Raw genomic sequence first — 15,564 nt, 5'->3', positions numbered from 1 at the left:
TTACAGATATTCAATAGAAGATATGATGATTAAGGTTGATGTCCAGCAAATAAAACAGCGTTTTGGAATTATAGGAAACAGCCCTGGCCTGAACAGGGCAATCGATGTCGCTCTACAGGTGGCTCCGACAGATTTGTCTGTGCTTATTACCGGGGAGAGTGGTGTCGGTAAAGAAACTTTTCCACAGATTATACATCAGAACAGTCCGCGTAAACACGGACAGTATATAGCCGTAAACTGTGGTGCCATTCCGGAAGGAACGATTGACTCAGAGTTGTTCGGACATGAAAAAGGTTCCTTTACCGGAGCTTTGGCCGACCGTAAAGGATATTTTGAAGTAGCCGACGGCGGAACTATTTTTCTGGATGAAGTAGGGGAACTGCCTATCCCGACACAAGCCCGTTTGCTGCGTGTGCTTGAGACCGGTGAGTTTATAAAAGTCGGTTCTTCAAAGGTGCTGAAAACGAATGTGAGGATTGTTGCTGCAACGAATGTTAATCTGATACAGGCGGTGGCCGACGGAAAATTCCGTGAAGATCTGTATTATCGTTTGAATACCGTACCTATCCAGATTCCTCCGTTGCGTGAACGTCCGGATGATATCATCTTGTTGTTTCGTAAATTTGCCGGAGACTGTGCGGAGAAATATCGTATGCCGCCGGTTCGCTTGGATGATGAAGCACGACAGCTGCTGACCTCCTACCGTTGGCCGGGTAACGTCCGTGAGTTGAAGAATATAACGGAGCGTATCTCGGTTATCGAAGAGAACCGTGATATTACAGCAGACGTTCTGCGTTTGTATCTTCCCGATCTGAATGTGGAAAAATATCCGGTGCTGGTCAAAAAGCAGGATAACGACCAGAAGTTTTTCAATAGTGAACGCGAGATACTTTACCAGGTCCTTTTTGATATGAAGAAGGATGTCAATGATCTGAAAAAGCTGGTTCACGATATAATGGGAGGTAAGATGCCTATGCCGGTTGCCGATGAGACGCCCTATGCCCATCCGATCCGTCCTGTACATTCTGCTCCGATTCAGGAAGCGGAAGCCGTAGAGGAAGAAGAAACTCTTTCTTTGGAAGAAGTGGAGAAAGAGATGATCCGTAAAGCATTGGAGAAACATAACGGACGGAGGAAAAATGCGGCGGCTGATCTGAAAATATCAGAACGTACTCTTTATAGAAAGATTAAAGAATATAATTTGGAATAATATGTTGAGAAAGAATATAATCTGGTTTTGTTTACTGATAGGAGTCATGGTGACGGCCTGTTCCATTTCCTACAAGTTCAATGGAGCTTCGATTGACTATACAAAGGTAAAAACGATAACTATTAAGGACTTTCCAAATCAGGCACCTTTGGTTTATCCTCCGTTATCACAGGAGTTTACTGAAGCGTTGAAGGATATTTATATCCGTCAGACACGTCTTCAGATGGTCAACAATAATGGTGACCTGGAGCTGGAAGGTGAGATTACCGGATATGAACTGACACCAATGGCTGTTAAGGAAGATGCCTGGTCTTCACAGACAAAGTTGACGATAACTGTGCGCGTGAGTTATTCTAATCGTACAAACCCTGATGAGGATTTTGATGCACAGAGTTTTTCTGCTTATCGTGAGTTTGATGCTACCCGGATGTTACAGGATGTACAGGCCGAACTCTGTGCGGAGATCATTGACGAGTTGACGGATCAGATTTATAATGCAACCGTAGCCAATTGGTAATATATGAAAGCTGCAGACTTATATCTACTGATGGAAGACCCCTCTTTGCTGACGAAGGAAACACTTTCCCCGTTACAGCAGGTAGTGGCCGAATATCCGTATTTCCATATAGCCCGGATGCTTTATCTGAAGAATCTGGCTGTATTGAATGATATACGCTTTGCCGCAGAACTGAAAAGAATGGCAGTTTACATACCGGACAGAAGAAAATTATTCGCACTGATCGAGGGAGAACGTTACGGGATGCCATTTGCGGCATCTGCGGAAGAAAATGAACCGGCAACAGACTCTTTCTCCCTGATCGATGCTTTTCTGGCTGATCGTGAAAGTGAAGGAGAACAACAGGCGGCTGATCCTACCATATTGTTTCAGCCTTCTGTTTCATCTGATTATATATATTGGTCGTTGTCAAAGGATGATATATCGGCGGAAGAGGAGCCGGAAGCTAAACTTCAGCACCATGACCTGATCGATTCTTTCATTAAAAATGACGAACAGCGGGCACCGGGCAGCGGATTGGTCTTATCCCTGCAACCGGATGATCCATCTGCTCAGGGACCATTGAAAGAAGGGGAGAACGAACAACCCCGATCGTTGGACGATGATTCTTATTTTACCGAGACATTGGCTCATATTTATGTTAAACAGAAACGGTATGAGAAGGCATTGCAAATTATTAAAAACTTATATTTGAATTATCCAGAAAAAAATGCTTACTTTGCAGACCAAATTAGATTTTTGGAAAAATTGATTATTAACACTAAAAAATAAAACTAAAATGTACGTATTTATTTCTATTCTAATCCTGATCGCTTCAATACTTCTGATCTTGATAGTATTGATCCAGAACTCAAAGGGGGGAGGTCTGGCTTCGGGATTCTCTTCATCTAACCAAATTATGGGTGTACGTAAAACCACAGACTTTTTGGAAAAAGCAACATGGGTCCTGGCTGGTTTTGTTATTGTTTGTAGTATCGTTATTACAGCATTTATCCCAAGAGCAACAACTACTACACAATCTGAAATCAAAGAACAGATAAACAATGCTGTTACAATCGACCCGAATACGGTAGCTCCTAACTTTGGAACTGCTCAGCCGTCAGCAAATGCTCCGGTTGAAGAAGAAACGCCGGCAGAAGCTCCTGCTCAGGCTGAATAAGATTTAGATTTTATAGCATATACTAAAGGCATTCCATTGCGGGATGCCTTTTTTTATAAATCATATAAGGAAACTCTCTACAATGATTCCTTTTCGTCTAGGATGAAAAGAAAGGATAGTACTAATGTTTTTTTATTTAGAGGTAGGTGTAAATTGATTTAGACCTACCTCTAAATGAAAATAGACCTACCTCTAAATTTATTTACACCTACCTCTGACAAAAGAATCATTGGATACATGTCCGAATGGCTTTTAGGCAATACTGATAAAGGATAGTTATATAGATAAAGGGTTGTGCTGGTAAGGGTGAACGGTTTGTGGATGTTTATACCCGGATAGATATATTTTATGAGGAATGACAGTTGATTTTTGTATCTTTGTTGAGACAGATTAAACTGTTTTATATTAAACAATACAAATATGGAGATGATAAATTTTGACGGGCTACTGATTGGTATCGTTACTTTTCTGATAATCGGGTTGTTTCATCCGATAGTTGTGAAGGCTGAATATTATTGGGGGACTAAATGCTGGTGGATATTCCTTCTTCTGGGGATTGCCGGAACGGTTGCATCTTTGCTGATAGAGAGTGTTTTTGTCTCCGCTATCTGCGGTGTGTTTGCCTTTTCTTCGTTCTGGACGATCAAGGAAGTATTCGAGCAGGAAGAACGCGTATTGAAAGGATGGTTCCCTAAAAATCCAAAAAGACAATATCCGGAAAAATAATTGTATCTTTGTAGCCGTAAAGTAATACAGCTATGAAGAAGAAAAAGAAAGTCTCTCCGCTGGACGAGTACATCAAGGCAAACCGCAAGGGAAGCCGGGAAGCGGAAATAGAGAATCACGGACGTCCGGTCAGTCATAACCGGGTGCATGTATCGAAAAAGGTTTACAACCGTAAAAGAGATAAGGCAGATGCCCAGAGGCGTCTGCCTTATTTGTGTCATCAGGTAGCCTGATTTACTCTTATTCTTCTTTCAGATATAATCCTTCGCGTGATAGCTGATGGTCGAGGTTGGCTACTCCCAAGCCGACAATAGCCATGACTGTTGCAGCATGTTGTTGATATTCAGGAATGCTCTTGGTGTATAAGTCGCGCTCCGTGTGCCATATCTCATCGTAGCTGAAGTTATAGCCTTTGATGTCTTTCTCCATAAAGCCGATGGTCGGTACGCCATCCAGTGCAAAGACGGAAGCATCCGTACCGCCTATGGTGGTCGGCTGTTTACGCGGTTCGGCTACTTTGACTTCGAACGGATATTCGGTATTAATCTTCTTTACCGGTTCGCATATCTTCACAAAATCATCATACATGGCTTGCGGCACACTAATACCCACCGGAGGAGTAGGTCCGCCGTCACGGTTGAACAGATTCGATATTTTATCCATCTTCTTTGGATTACCCCTTACCCAGGCCTGTGCGCCGAGCAAACCGAACTCTTCACCTGCAAAAGCACAGAAAAGCATCGTACGTTTAGGTTTTGCTCCCGACGTGGCAATCAGACGGGCGGCTTCCATAACAGGGGTAACGCCTGAACCGTCATCGACCCCACCGGTTCCAACATCGAAAGAATCGAGGTGGCCACTCAGCATAACATATTCCCCCGGATGTTTACTTCCCTTTATGGAACCGATTACATTATAATATTTGACCGGTCCCAGGCGGAAATGGTTACGTATATCGAACTCCAGCATAAAGGAACGACGCTCTTTTACCATCTGTTTGATGATGGCGTATTGATGTTCATCCAGTTTGATATCGGGTACGGTCGGTAGTTTCTCGATGGTCATGTCCTTATCGAATACGACATTCTTATCATAAAGTGCACGCAGTGGGACAGAAGCCGACTGGATAAAACCTAAGACACCGGCTTCGCACATTTCCTTGTAAAAGAGAGCCGGCTTTTCATCATTTAAAGGCAGTAAGGGGGTATTCTTTTTATTTACCCAGTTATCCCTCATTATCTCACGATTCTTTTGAGCGATTGTGTTGTTTTCTGCAATAACACCTGCACGGTCATAGTCTGCTGTTGCCGACCAATTGATTGGCCAGCCCGTGTTTTTGCCGTTTACCAGTACCCAGGCGCCTTTCAACTGTCCTTTTATCCGGTCGAACTCATCCTGTGTAAGAGGCTCTAGCAGTACATGTCCCCGTTGAAGTCCTTTCGTTCCGGAGGTATAGGAAGGGGTGACGAAATGCAACTCCATCCCGTTTTCACCAAGCAGCTTGCCGAACCACGGACCCCGGTTGAATCCGACGGGTAAAGTTCCGGCTTCCTGTAACTCCACTTCCAACCCCCATTCTTTGAACTTGGAGGCTACCCATTCGGTGGCGTTGTCATAGGCATCCGAACCGATAGGGCGTCCGCCGAAGCGGTTGGTCAGTATGTCCAGATGGTTCATGACCTGGTTATCGGAACGTCCGGTTTCAATGATTTTGTTTACAGCGGCCTCCTGTGCCGGAAGGGAAGTTATGGTCATACAGGCCATGGTTGCGAAGAGAAGTATAGTCCTTTTCATATCAATGTTTGTTTAAGTCTTGCAAATTAATGGATAAAAATAATGTGTACCAAATGAAAAGCAGGAAATAATAACAGAATCGTTCCCTTTTTGTAAAAGTATTACCAAAATAAATAGATACCTTTGTGTCCAAATCGGGAGCATGTGAAATCTATCTTTACTACCATAGCAAAATATCTGCTGATAGTACTCTTTGTGAGTTACTATGTAGGAGGTACTGCGTTCACCCATACCCATTATTTCCCGACTTATTCCATTACCCATTCCCATCCCTTCCTTCCGGGAGCAGACGGTTTGCCGCATCATACGCATAATTCGTCCGCTTTTAATACGATTGAAGAACTGGATGATATCATGATGGAGGCTGCTGCCCTGTGTCTCACATTGGTGACAGCCTGGGTACTTCTTTCCGTGTTCATTCAACAACACAAGTATATAACTCCCGTACGTTCAGTACGTAATATCAGTCTCCGCGCCCCGCCTTTCCGTATTAAATAATTACCAGTAACGAAGAAAAGAATTATTTAATACAAGAAAATCAATATGAAACAATTACTTATGCTATTGCTTCCGGCAATGGTATTATGTTCCTGCAACCAGAACAAGCAGGACGATGAGGTTGCTATTGCCGTAACTTTACGGGGCGACACGATACAAATAGGGGATAAATCACCTATCTTATCCCGGTTGAAAACAGACGTAGTGAAGAAAGAACCTTACCGCCTGGAGTTTTCCACTTCGGGGGTGGTGAAAGCTATCCCCTCCAATTATGCCGAGATTGCTTCCCCCTTTGCCGGACGTATCTCCAAATCATTCGTACGGTTGGGACAGAAGGTGACGCCCGGAAGTCCGGTCTTTGAGATTAGTTCTCCTTCTTTCTTTGAGACGGGAAAAGGGTATTATCAGGCTAAACAGGAGATGGAACTGGCCCTGAAAAGCCTGAAACGCGAAAAAGACCTGCTGCAAAATAAGGTCGGCGTACAGAAAGAACTGGAAGAAGCGGAAGTCAATTATGAATTGAAGAAGAAAGACTATGAAAATGCTGTTGCCGCTTTGAAGGTCTTTCAGATAGAACCGGAAGACCTGGTATTGGGACAACCTTTGATTGTCCGCTCACCGATAGCGGGCGAAATAGTGACCGACCGTATTGTCATCGGCCAGTATATAAAGGAAGATGCCGAACCCGTGGCCGTGATAGCCAACCTGAATAAAGTATGGGTGGCTGCCCATGTCAAGGAAAAGGATATGGGAATGATACAATCGCTGGACAGCGTTGAGATTCGTCTGGTAGCCATGCCCGATCTGCCTCTGCCCGGAAAGATTTATCATGTCAGCGAAATGCTGGACGAAGATACCCGTTCGGTTGAAGTCCTCATCGAATGTGACAACAGTGCCCACCTGATGAAGCCGGCTATGTACGGGACGGTTAAGCTGTGCGACAGAAGTGCCGATGTCATCCGTATCCCGACATCTGCCATCCTTCAGGAAGAGGAAGGTGCTTATGTGCTTGTCTCATTGGGAAACAATGCTTATCGCAAACAGAAGGTTACTACTTCCGTCACAGAAGACGGCAAGACGGTTATCCTGACCGGACTGAACTCCGGCGATACGATTGTAACTACCGGAGCCTTTTATTTACTTGATGCACGATAAATCCTATGAAGAAGATAATATATACTGCGATACACCGGCGGGGGCTGATGTTCGTATTATTCCTGTTTCTTGCTGTAGTGGGATATTATTCGTGGACCCGACTGGCCATTGATGCCTATCCGGATATTGCCGACACGACCGTTCAGGTCGTTACCCAGGTGCCGGGATTGGCGGCGGAAGAGATAGAACAGCAAATCAGTATCCCTATCGAAAGGGCGATGAACGGGATGCCGGGACTGAATGTGATGCGAAGTAAGAATACTTTCGGCCTCTCGACCGTTGTGCTGGTTTTTGATGACGGTATCGACGATTACTGGGCACGTCAGCGTGTGCAGGAACGCTTGGTAGACGTGGAACTTCCTTATGATGCCGTTCCGGGATTGAACCCGCTGACTTCGCCTACCGGTGAAATCTTCCGTTATGTACTGGAAAGCGACCAACTCGATATCCGCGAACTGACCGACCTGCATAAATGGGTTGTCATCCCCCGTCTGAAGCAAGTGACGGGAGTGGCCGATGTCAGCAACTTTGGCGGTATCACTACCCAATACCAGATAGAGGTGAACCCGCACAAGATGGAACAATATAATGTGACGCTGGGCGATATCACCGAGAAGATAGAAAAGAATAATGTGAATGCCGGCGGCAGTATGTTAAGCCGTGGCGACCTGAGTTATGTGATTCGCGGTATCGGACTGGTAAAAGACCTGAAGGACCTGGGACGTATCGTTATCAAGACCGAGAACGGTGTACCTGTCTACCTGGATGATTTGGGAACCCTGAAATATGGTAGCCTGGAACGTAAAGGGGTATTGGGATTCTACGACGGTGTCCGTGATTATTCCGATGGAGTGGAAGGTATCGTCCAGATGCTTCGCGGAGAGAATCCTTCGCAGGTGCTGGAAGGAGTGCATCAGGCGGTCGACGAACTGAATAATGAAACCCTTCCCAAAGGAACCCGCCTGCATGTCTTTATGGACCGAACGAACCTGGTGGATACGACATTGCATACGGTTTCCCATACGCTTTTTGAAGGTATGGTGCTGGTGGTACTGGTGCTCATCCTGTTCCTCGGAAGCTGGCGTGGTGCCTTGCTGGTTGCCCTGACCATCCCGTTGTCGTTGCTGATTGCTTTTATCCTGATGCAACTGACCGATATTCCTGCCAACCTGCTTTCGCTGGGAGCTATCGACTTCGGTATCCTGGTAGACGGGGCTATCGTAATGATGGAAACAATTCTGAAGAAGCGCGAACGGCATCCTGATGAAATATTGACGGAAGATTCAATCCTGCGCCGTGCAACCGAAGTGGCCCGCCCTATCTTTTTCTCTACATTAATTATTATCACCGCTTATCTTCCCCTGTTTGCTTTTGAGCATATCGAAAAGAAACTCTTTACGCCGATGGCTTATACGGTCGGTTATGCCCTGTTGGGGGCATTGGCTGTGGCGTTGTTCCTGATACCGGGCCTGGCTTTCTATGCTTATTACAAACCCAGGAAGATTTATCATAACCGCTGGCTTGAAAAGTTAGGTGAGATTTATAACCGGCAAATCATTGCTTTGCTGGAGAAACCGAAGCGGGTCCTGTTACCTTTGTTCCTTATTCTGGTGGCAGCCGGCGTATTGAGTTATACGGTAGGAAAAGATTTCCTTCCGCCTTTGGACGAAGGGGCTATCTGGGTACAGGTGCAATTGCCTCCGGGTATCTCTATCGAGAAGTCGAAGGCGATGGGAGCGGAGCTTCGCAAAACATTGAAACAGTTTGATGAAGTCTCTTATGTCATGACACAGGTCGGACGCGACGATGAGGGAGCCGAAGCCTTCTCGTTGTCACATATTGAATGCGGAGTAGGGTTGAAGCCTTACGACACCTGGAAATTCGGCAAGACGAAGGCGGACCTGATCGAGGAAATGTCTGAAAAGTTGTTGACTATGCCCGGATATACCGTCAGCTTCTCCCAGCCGATTATCGATATGGTCATGGACCAGATTGCCGGTGCTCACAGTGACCTGGCGATAAAGGTTTACGGAGATGATATTGCCGATACCCGCCATATAGCCGATAAGGTCGTGAATGTGTTGCGAACGATTCCCGGTGCCGCCGACGTGGCTATCGACCAGGAACCGCCGTTACCCCAGTTGCAGATTATTGCCGACCGTGACCGTATTGCCCAATATGGTCTGAACTTCTCCGATGTTGCCGATATGATTGAACTGGCAATCGGGGGAAAGGCCATCTCGCAAATCTTTGTCGGCAGTAAAAGTTATGACGTCATTTGCCGTTTCGACGATGCCAGCCGTAACTCGCCTGAAAGCATCGGCAATCTGTTACTGACGAATGGGGCCGGAGCAAAGATACCGCTCTCGCAGGTTGCCGAAGTGAAAATGACAACCGGTGCCAGTACAATCTCCCGTGAGATGAACAAGCGTCACCTGACCATCCATGTCAACCTGCGTGGCGTGGATTTGACGGAGTTTCTGAATAAAGCGAACCGGTTGATTGACCGCGACATAGATTATAATCACGACACCGTCCATCTGCAATGGGCCGGTCAGTTCGAGAATCAGCACCGTGCCTATAACCGCCTGGCGGCAGTAGTCCCTTTGGCGTTGGGTATTATGCTGCTGTTGCTGTTTGCCGCCTGTGGAAAATTCCGCCAGGCTGCTCTGATGATGTGTGTGGTTCCCCTGGCCCTTTTCGGAGGGATGCTGGCATTGAATGTCCGGGGGATGACGTTGAATGTCTCTTCTGCCGTCGGTTTTATAGCCTTGATTGGTGTCGCTATACAAAACGGTGTGATTATGATTTCGCATATCAATAACCTGCGTAGCCGTGACCGAGGTTTCAAGCAGTCAATCATAACCGGGGCGAAACACCGTTTCCGCCCGATTCTGATGACGGCGATGGTGGCTGTGCTCGGTTTGCTGCCTGCCTCGTTGAGTACAGGTATCGGTTCCGATGTGCAACGTCCGCTGGCGACGGTGATTGTGTACGGACTGTTGTTTGCGACCGTTATTACGCTTTATGTGCTTCCAGCCTTATACTATCTGGTGGAAAAGCATTATCTGGATGAAGAGATAGTATCTTCTGATGTAAAGAATACGAATGTCTGATTAAAAATAGTAGCTATGCGACATTATATAACAATGTGCCTGCTTGCCGGAAGCCTGGCTGGCAGTGCACAACAAATGGTTCCCCTTTCTTACCGCAATTATATGGAGAAGGTGGCGGAAGGGAATCTGGAGTATGCAGCCGAACGTCTGAATCTGAATGTGTCCGAGGCGGAAGTGGTTGCGTCGAAAGTATTCAACGACCCGAACCTGTCCGTCTCTTATTTCAACAACGAGAACGGAAGTCTGCAAATGGGAGAAGGAGTGGAGGTTGAACTGAGTAAAACGTTTTCTTTCGGAAAACGGGGAGCGAATATCGCGTTGGCCCGTAGTGAAAGCGAGTTGACAAAGGCACTCCTTGCCGATTATTTCCGTAACCTGCGTGCCGAAGCAACCGTTTCCTACCTGGAGGCGTTGAAACAATATGAATTATATAAGGTAAAACAGAACGCCTATGAGAATATCCGGCAGCTGGCAGAGAGCGACAGTGTCCGTTTTACTTTAGGGAAAATTATGGAGATTGATGCTATCCAGAGCCGTCTGGAGGCAGGGATATTGAAAAATGAATTATTGCAAGCGGAAACCGATTTGCATAATGCTTTTTCCAATCTGAACCTGTTGACCGGTTCGGTTGCTCTCGATACCTTGTACGTCCCCGATGCTTCATTGCAGATTTCACCCCGTGATTTTGTGCTTGCTGATTTGATTTCCACAGCCTCGATGAATCGTGCCGACTTGGTAGCAGCCATGAAGAATAAGGAAGTCGCTTCCCGTGCCCTGAAAGCGACCCGGCGGGAACGGAATACGGATGTCGACCTGTCTATTGCCATCAGTAAGAATGCCCGGGTGCATAATGAGGAGGCCCCGGCACCACCCTTTACCGGGGTGACGGCCGGGATTGCCATTCCCCTGAAGTTTTCCAACTTCAATAAAGGGACTATCCGTGCTGCCCGTTTCCGTGAACAGCAGGCCGAGACGCAGTATCAGCAGGCTTTGTTGCAGGTACAGACGGAAGTTATGCAGGCATACCGGAGTTATCAGTCATTGACAGAACAGGTCAGTCATTATGAAAACGGTATGCTCCATGCCGCCCTGGAGGTAATCGACGGAAAGATTTACAGCTATAACCGTGGAGAAGTCTCCCTCCTGGAGGTACTCGATGCCCAGCGGACGTATGATGATGTGCAGGCCCAGTATATAGAAACACTCTTCAATTACAGTGCGGCACTGGTGGAGCTGGAGAAAAGTGCCGGGGTTTGGGATGTGGAGTTGTAAGAAATTGGATATAAATCGAAAAGCCCTGATAACGAACATCGGGGCTTTTCGGTTTATAGATTGAGTAAACTCCTTAATTTATCAGGGGCTTGCCGGGTATCAAATACGGTAATGATACGTATTACATTTCCATCAACCCAATAAACAATTTTATAGTTGCCTTCAATAATAGAGCGGAAGCCTTCTGGTTCGTTTATTAATGCAGGTTCTATTTTTCCCAGGTAAGGTTGATTAATCAGTCGTTGTGCCGTTTGCTGGATTTGTAAAATAATGGACATGGCAACTTTTTCGCTAGCCATCTCTTTATAGTACAGTTTGATATTTTTTAATTGTTTTCTGGCACAAGTAGTCCATACCAGTTTTACCATTCTTCCATTTCTTTTGTCAGGTCTTCGTCAGAAATACAACGTCCATACAAGACATCTTCCCTGGCTTCCCTAACACAAGATGTCAATTCTTTTTCAGATAAAGCCCATGGGTAGGGCTTACTTTTAGATGCAGCCTTTTTTAGAGATAATGTTTTAGCATATTTCTCCAATTCAGTAAACTCCTCTTCATCCATCGAAAGGATGAACTGGGTAAAGTGTTGTTTCCGTAAATTTAATTCCATTGTTGTCATAATATATCTTCTTAGGTTTTCTTATTTGACAAAGATAAGATATTAGTTCTGAATTATATTTACATTTGTGGGCAAAACAGAGATACGCGTATGATATTTTACTTTTCAGGTACCGGAAACTCCCGTTGGGTGGCGAATGCTTTGAGTATCGCGTTGGGAGAACCTGTCGTTTCGATAGCGGAGGAGTTAAAAACCAATAAAAAGGAAATTGTCTGTCCGCTCAGGGAAGATGAGAAAGTGCTGTTTGTCTATCCCGTACATTCGTGGGGACCGGCTGTCCCTGTTACCCGTTTTATATCGAAACTGAAGCTGACCGGCTACGATAAGCAACCCGTATATTCCGTATCCACCTGTGGCGACGAATGCGGTTATACTGCTGACAGGATGGAGAAAGCCTTGTCTAAACGAGGGATAACGCTTATGGCCGGTTACTCGGTCATTATGCCGAATAACTATATCCTCCTGCCTGGTTTTGACGTAGACAGCAAGGAAGTCGAAAGACAGAAACTGGAAGATGCGCCTGCCGCCGTCGCTGCTATCGCTGCTGCTATCCGCGAAAGTAAAAACGTTAATTTATACAATAAAGGAAGTCTGCCGGGACTCAAAAGCTACTGGATATATCCTCTTTTTGCTAATTTTGCCATAGGGAAGAACTCCTTTCGGGTAACGGATGCCTGCATCTCATGCGGTTTGTGTGAGAAAGTTTGTCCGACCGGGACCATAACGCTGTCCGAAGGAAAGCCTGTCTGGTCGGATACCTGTGTGCAATGTGTTGCCTGCATTCACCGTTGTCCGGTACGTGCCATAGAATATGGTAAGATTACCCTGAAGAAAGGAAGGTATCATCATCCCGATGTTAAATAAGTTGCGCCTGTCAACTATAAAAACAAGTAAAGCAAAATGAAACAACTAGTAATGATGGTTATGGCTGTGTTCCTGTTGGCAAGTTGCCAGGAAACGCCTAAAGGTTATGTGATAAACGGAGTCGTGGAGAATATGCCTGACGGTAAGATTTACCTGAAAATGTTCCGTAATAAAATGTTCTTCGATGTGGATACCGCCGATATTAAGGATGGTAAATTCACATTCAAGGGAGAAGTGAGCCAGCCCCTACTGTATGGTCTGGCTACCGAGGATATGAATTATCCGGTACAACTCTTTGTTGAGAATACGAATATGGGCGTGACGCTCGGAAATGACGGCGAGACGATTATCGTTCAGAACTCTCCGGTCAATACGATTTTCCAGGAAAACCAGAGTAAGGTCTTTGAGAAAGGTTTTGATATAGATAGCCTGATAAGCAAGTACCCGGATTCGCCGGCTGCGGCTTTCTACCTGTATCGTTATTTTACCTATCAGCTTCCGTTGGACCAGTTGAAGGCGACTCGTGCCAAGATATCTCCGACGCTGGCCGACTGTCCTTATGTAAAAGACCTGGATGGCATCATCGGCCAGTTGGAGAATGTGCAGATTGGCAAGACGGCTCCCGAATTTTCTTTGCCGGATACAGCCGGTGTGGCTGTCTCTCTGTCCGATTTCCGAGGTAAATATGTATTACTTGATTTTTGGGCTTCCTGGTGTCCTCCCTGCCGTCGTGAGAATCCGAATGTAGTGAAGGCTTTCCAGGATTACAAGGATAAGAACTTTACGATTATCGGTATCTCCCTGGATAACAACAAAGACAAATGGTTGAAGGCTATCGCCGATGACAACCTGACCTGGACACACGTCTCCGATTTGAAGTATTGGGATTCGGAGATACCTGCCTTGTATGGTGTCCGCGGTATTCCGGCAAACGTATTGCTCAATCCTGACGGTGTAATCATCGCCAAGAATATCACTGGCGAAGATTTGCCTAATACATTAAGAGAAGTAATCAAATAAGCATGAAGCGCAATCTGCTTATCTCTTTTTTCTGTCTTCTCTGCCTGTGGGTTTCTGCGGCGGAGAAGACTGACTTTGATAAGGCCGTCCGCTCTGCCGTCGAACGGCAGATGCAGGGGTATCCGAAATCAACGTTGAAAGATTTGTACAAGAACTTTTTCCAGGATAAGTTCGGTCCGGGGCATATCGTTAGCGACACAACAGCCGCCGGTAATTATCTTCGCCGCGAAATGGCTTCCTATACGGAAACAGAAGGGGAGATTGCAGAGCCGACCGGTTGGGAGGGTAATTTCTACCGGGTAAACTTATCGGTGATAAAGAACGGACAGATTCCTTACCAGACCTTTTTTGATGCTTTTATCCGTAGTGTGAACGGCATCCGTCCGGTTACCGTAGCCGAATGGCAAAAAGAATGGAACCGGATTGAGGGGATTATCCGTTCGATGAACCTATCCTTGCCGGACTATGAGAATGACAGGAAAGAGATTGACGACCGCCTGGAACGCGGCGAATATGTCGGCCATCACAGTAAAGCGTTTGAAGACAGTTACTCTCCGCATTACCGTATCATCAGTAAAGAAATTTTTGAACAAGAATTACAACCTTTAATACAATTGTCATCCAACTAGTTACAACAAACTATAAACCCTTCTTGTTTTATTATTGAAGAATAATATTGAAGAAGAAGGAGATGAGAATTGCAATCAGCGGTAATTCAGGTTTTATAGGACAGCATCTGACAGAGTTTTTATCTGCCGGCGGAGATGTCGTTGTCCCTTTGAAACATGCGATGTTCCGTTCGAGGTCGGACGAAAAGCTGAAACAGGCATTGACCGGATGTGATGTTGTAATCAATCTGGCCGGAGCTACGATAAACCAGCGTTGGACAAGGAAAGCCAAACGTAAAATAATGAACAGCCGTATTTATACTACCAGGCGGCTGGTATCTATCATCAATGAAATGGAAGTGAAGCCGAAAGTATTTATCTCCGCATCAGCCGTCGGCATTTATCCGGATAACGGTATTTATTCGGAAAGCAGCACGTCTGTGGGAACGGGTTTCCTGTCTGATGTCTGTATCCGTTGGGAAGATGAGGCGCAGAAATTGTCGAGAGACATCCGGTTGGTAGTAGTCCGTTTTGGGGTTGTATTGTCAAAGGATGGAGGGGCATTGCCTAAAATGTTGCTGCCATTCCGCTTTTTTGTCGGAGGAAAGATTGCTTCCGGCAAACAGGGATTCTCCTGGATACATATAGAAGATGTGCTGCATGCCATGCAGTTTATTATCGAACATAAGGATTTATCGGGAGTTGTCAACCTGGTTGCTCCCCAACCACTGACGAACCGGGCTTTTACAAAGGTGGTTGCCGAAGTGATGCACCGCCCGGCTTGGTTACCCCTTCCCCGGAGAGTATTCAGGTATCTTTATGGAGAAGGAGAAGAATTAATCACCAAAGGACAACAGGCTTATCCGGCCCGGTTACTTTCAGCAGGGTATGTTTTCCGTTATTCGGATATACGGCTGGCGTTACTTAGTTTCATGATGTAGTAGGCACGGAAAGATTACTTCTTTCATCTATTATAAAGAAGTAAAGGATAAACTATTACATATCT

Annotated in this window: 17 protein-coding genes; 14 read left to right on the top strand and 3 right to left on the bottom strand. The window is 45.8% G+C overall.

Annotated elements, in window-relative coordinates:
• The first annotated feature begins 25 nt into the window (after positions 1–25).
• From K6V26_RS14520 to K6V26_RS14495, 6 genes are all read left to right on the top strand, one after another.
• Entirely contained in the window at positions 26–1,210 is a 1,185-nt protein-coding gene (locus tag K6V26_RS14520; protein ID WP_007658895.1) for a sigma-54 interaction domain-containing protein, read from the top strand.
• 1 nt (position 1,211) lies between these two features.
• Positions 1,212–1,727: an LptE family protein gene (locus tag K6V26_RS14515; protein WP_224265686.1), complete on the top strand. Its 516-nt coding sequence runs from the start codon at positions 1,212–1,214 to the stop codon at positions 1,725–1,727.
• Positions 1,728–1,730: 3 nt separating this feature from the next.
• On the top strand, positions 1,731–2,498 hold the full coding sequence (locus K6V26_RS14510; protein WP_224265685.1) for a hypothetical protein: 768 nt from the start codon (positions 1,731–1,733) through the stop codon (positions 2,496–2,498).
• Between the two features lie 7 nt (positions 2,499–2,505).
• Positions 2,506–2,886: a preprotein translocase subunit SecG gene (gene secG / locus K6V26_RS14505; protein ID WP_224265684.1), complete on the top strand. Its 381-nt coding sequence runs from the start codon at positions 2,506–2,508 to the stop codon at positions 2,884–2,886.
• Between the two features lie 420 nt (positions 2,887–3,306).
• Positions 3,307–3,612 carry a DUF4491 family protein gene (locus K6V26_RS14500; RefSeq protein WP_010802445.1) on the top strand — a complete coding sequence of 102 codons (306 nt, stop codon included), beginning with the start codon at positions 3,307–3,309 and terminating at the stop codon, positions 3,610–3,612.
• Between the two features lie 32 nt (positions 3,613–3,644).
• Complete coding sequence (locus K6V26_RS14495) at positions 3,645–3,845, top strand: hypothetical protein (RefSeq protein ID WP_224265683.1); 201 nt, start codon at positions 3,645–3,647, stop codon at positions 3,843–3,845.
• Positions 3,846–3,852: 7 nt separating this feature from the next.
• On the opposite strand, the gene K6V26_RS14490 is transcribed toward K6V26_RS14495, so the two are convergent.
• The gene (locus K6V26_RS14490) at positions 3,853–5,406 is read right to left on the bottom strand and encodes a M28 family metallopeptidase (RefSeq protein WP_224265682.1); all 1,554 of its coding nucleotides are present in this window, start codon (positions 5,404–5,406) and stop codon (positions 3,853–3,855) included.
• Positions 5,407–5,550: 144 nt separating this feature from the next.
• On the opposite strand from K6V26_RS14490, the gene K6V26_RS14485 reads away from it, so the two are divergent.
• Genes K6V26_RS14485 through K6V26_RS14470 form a run of 4 tightly spaced genes read left to right on the top strand, consistent with a single transcriptional unit; the run spans position 5,551 to position 11,447 of the window.
• Positions 5,551–5,904 carry a hypothetical protein gene (locus K6V26_RS14485; protein ID WP_044246740.1) on the top strand — a complete coding sequence of 118 codons (354 nt, stop codon included), beginning with the start codon at positions 5,551–5,553 and terminating at the stop codon, positions 5,902–5,904.
• Positions 5,905–5,949: 45 nt separating this feature from the next.
• Complete coding sequence (locus K6V26_RS14480) at positions 5,950–7,059, top strand: efflux RND transporter periplasmic adaptor subunit (protein WP_122327279.1); 1,110 nt, start codon at positions 5,950–5,952, stop codon at positions 7,057–7,059.
• Positions 7,060–7,064: 5 nt separating this feature from the next.
• Positions 7,065–10,175: an efflux RND transporter permease subunit gene (locus K6V26_RS14475; protein WP_224265681.1), complete on the top strand. Its 3,111-nt coding sequence runs from the start codon at positions 7,065–7,067 to the stop codon at positions 10,173–10,175.
• 15 nt (positions 10,176–10,190) lie between these two features.
• Positions 10,191–11,447 carry a TolC family protein gene (locus K6V26_RS14470; RefSeq protein WP_195586082.1) on the top strand — a complete coding sequence of 419 codons (1,257 nt, stop codon included), beginning with the start codon at positions 10,191–10,193 and terminating at the stop codon, positions 11,445–11,447.
• A 53-nt stretch (positions 11,448–11,500) separates the two neighbouring features.
• On the opposite strand, the gene K6V26_RS14465 is transcribed toward K6V26_RS14470, so the two are convergent.
• Both K6V26_RS14465 and K6V26_RS14460 read right to left on the bottom strand, forming a co-directional pair.
• Complete coding sequence (locus tag K6V26_RS14465; protein WP_195586083.1) at positions 11,501–11,815, bottom strand: type II toxin-antitoxin system RelE/ParE family toxin; 315 nt, start codon at positions 11,813–11,815, stop codon at positions 11,501–11,503.
• On the bottom strand, positions 11,809–12,057 hold the full coding sequence (locus tag K6V26_RS14460; RefSeq protein ID WP_224265680.1) for a hypothetical protein: 249 nt from the start codon (positions 12,055–12,057) through the stop codon (positions 11,809–11,811). Before K6V26_RS14460 ends, K6V26_RS14465 begins: the two co-directional genes overlap by 7 nt.
• A gap of 99 nt (positions 12,058–12,156) precedes the next feature.
• On the opposite strand from K6V26_RS14460, the gene K6V26_RS14455 reads away from it, so the two are divergent.
• The 4 genes from K6V26_RS14455 to K6V26_RS14440 all read left to right on the top strand — a co-directional run bounded on the left by K6V26_RS14455 (position 12,157) and on the right by K6V26_RS14440 (position 15,499).
• On the top strand, positions 12,157–12,930 hold the full coding sequence (locus K6V26_RS14455; protein ID WP_007658871.1) for an EFR1 family ferrodoxin: 774 nt from the start codon (positions 12,157–12,159) through the stop codon (positions 12,928–12,930).
• Between the two features lie 36 nt (positions 12,931–12,966).
• Positions 12,967–13,950: a TlpA disulfide reductase family protein gene (locus tag K6V26_RS14450; protein ID WP_224265679.1), complete on the top strand. Its 984-nt coding sequence runs from the start codon at positions 12,967–12,969 to the stop codon at positions 13,948–13,950.
• Positions 13,951–13,952: 2 nt separating this feature from the next.
• Positions 13,953–14,579 carry a hypothetical protein gene (locus K6V26_RS14445; RefSeq protein ID WP_007658868.1) on the top strand — a complete coding sequence of 209 codons (627 nt, stop codon included), beginning with the start codon at positions 13,953–13,955 and terminating at the stop codon, positions 14,577–14,579.
• 62 nt (positions 14,580–14,641) lie between these two features.
• Positions 14,642–15,499 carry a TIGR01777 family oxidoreductase gene (locus K6V26_RS14440; RefSeq protein ID WP_007658866.1) on the top strand — a complete coding sequence of 286 codons (858 nt, stop codon included), beginning with the start codon at positions 14,642–14,644 and terminating at the stop codon, positions 15,497–15,499.
• Positions 15,500–15,564 lie beyond the last annotated feature (65 nt).

Source organism: Parabacteroides goldsteinii (assembly GCF_020091425.1).
Classification (GTDB): Bacteria; Bacteroidota; Bacteroidia; order Bacteroidales; family Tannerellaceae; genus Parabacteroides; species Parabacteroides goldsteinii.
The sequence above is the reverse complement of the archived record's forward strand: the minus strand, read 5'-3'. Positions and strand labels throughout refer to the sequence as shown.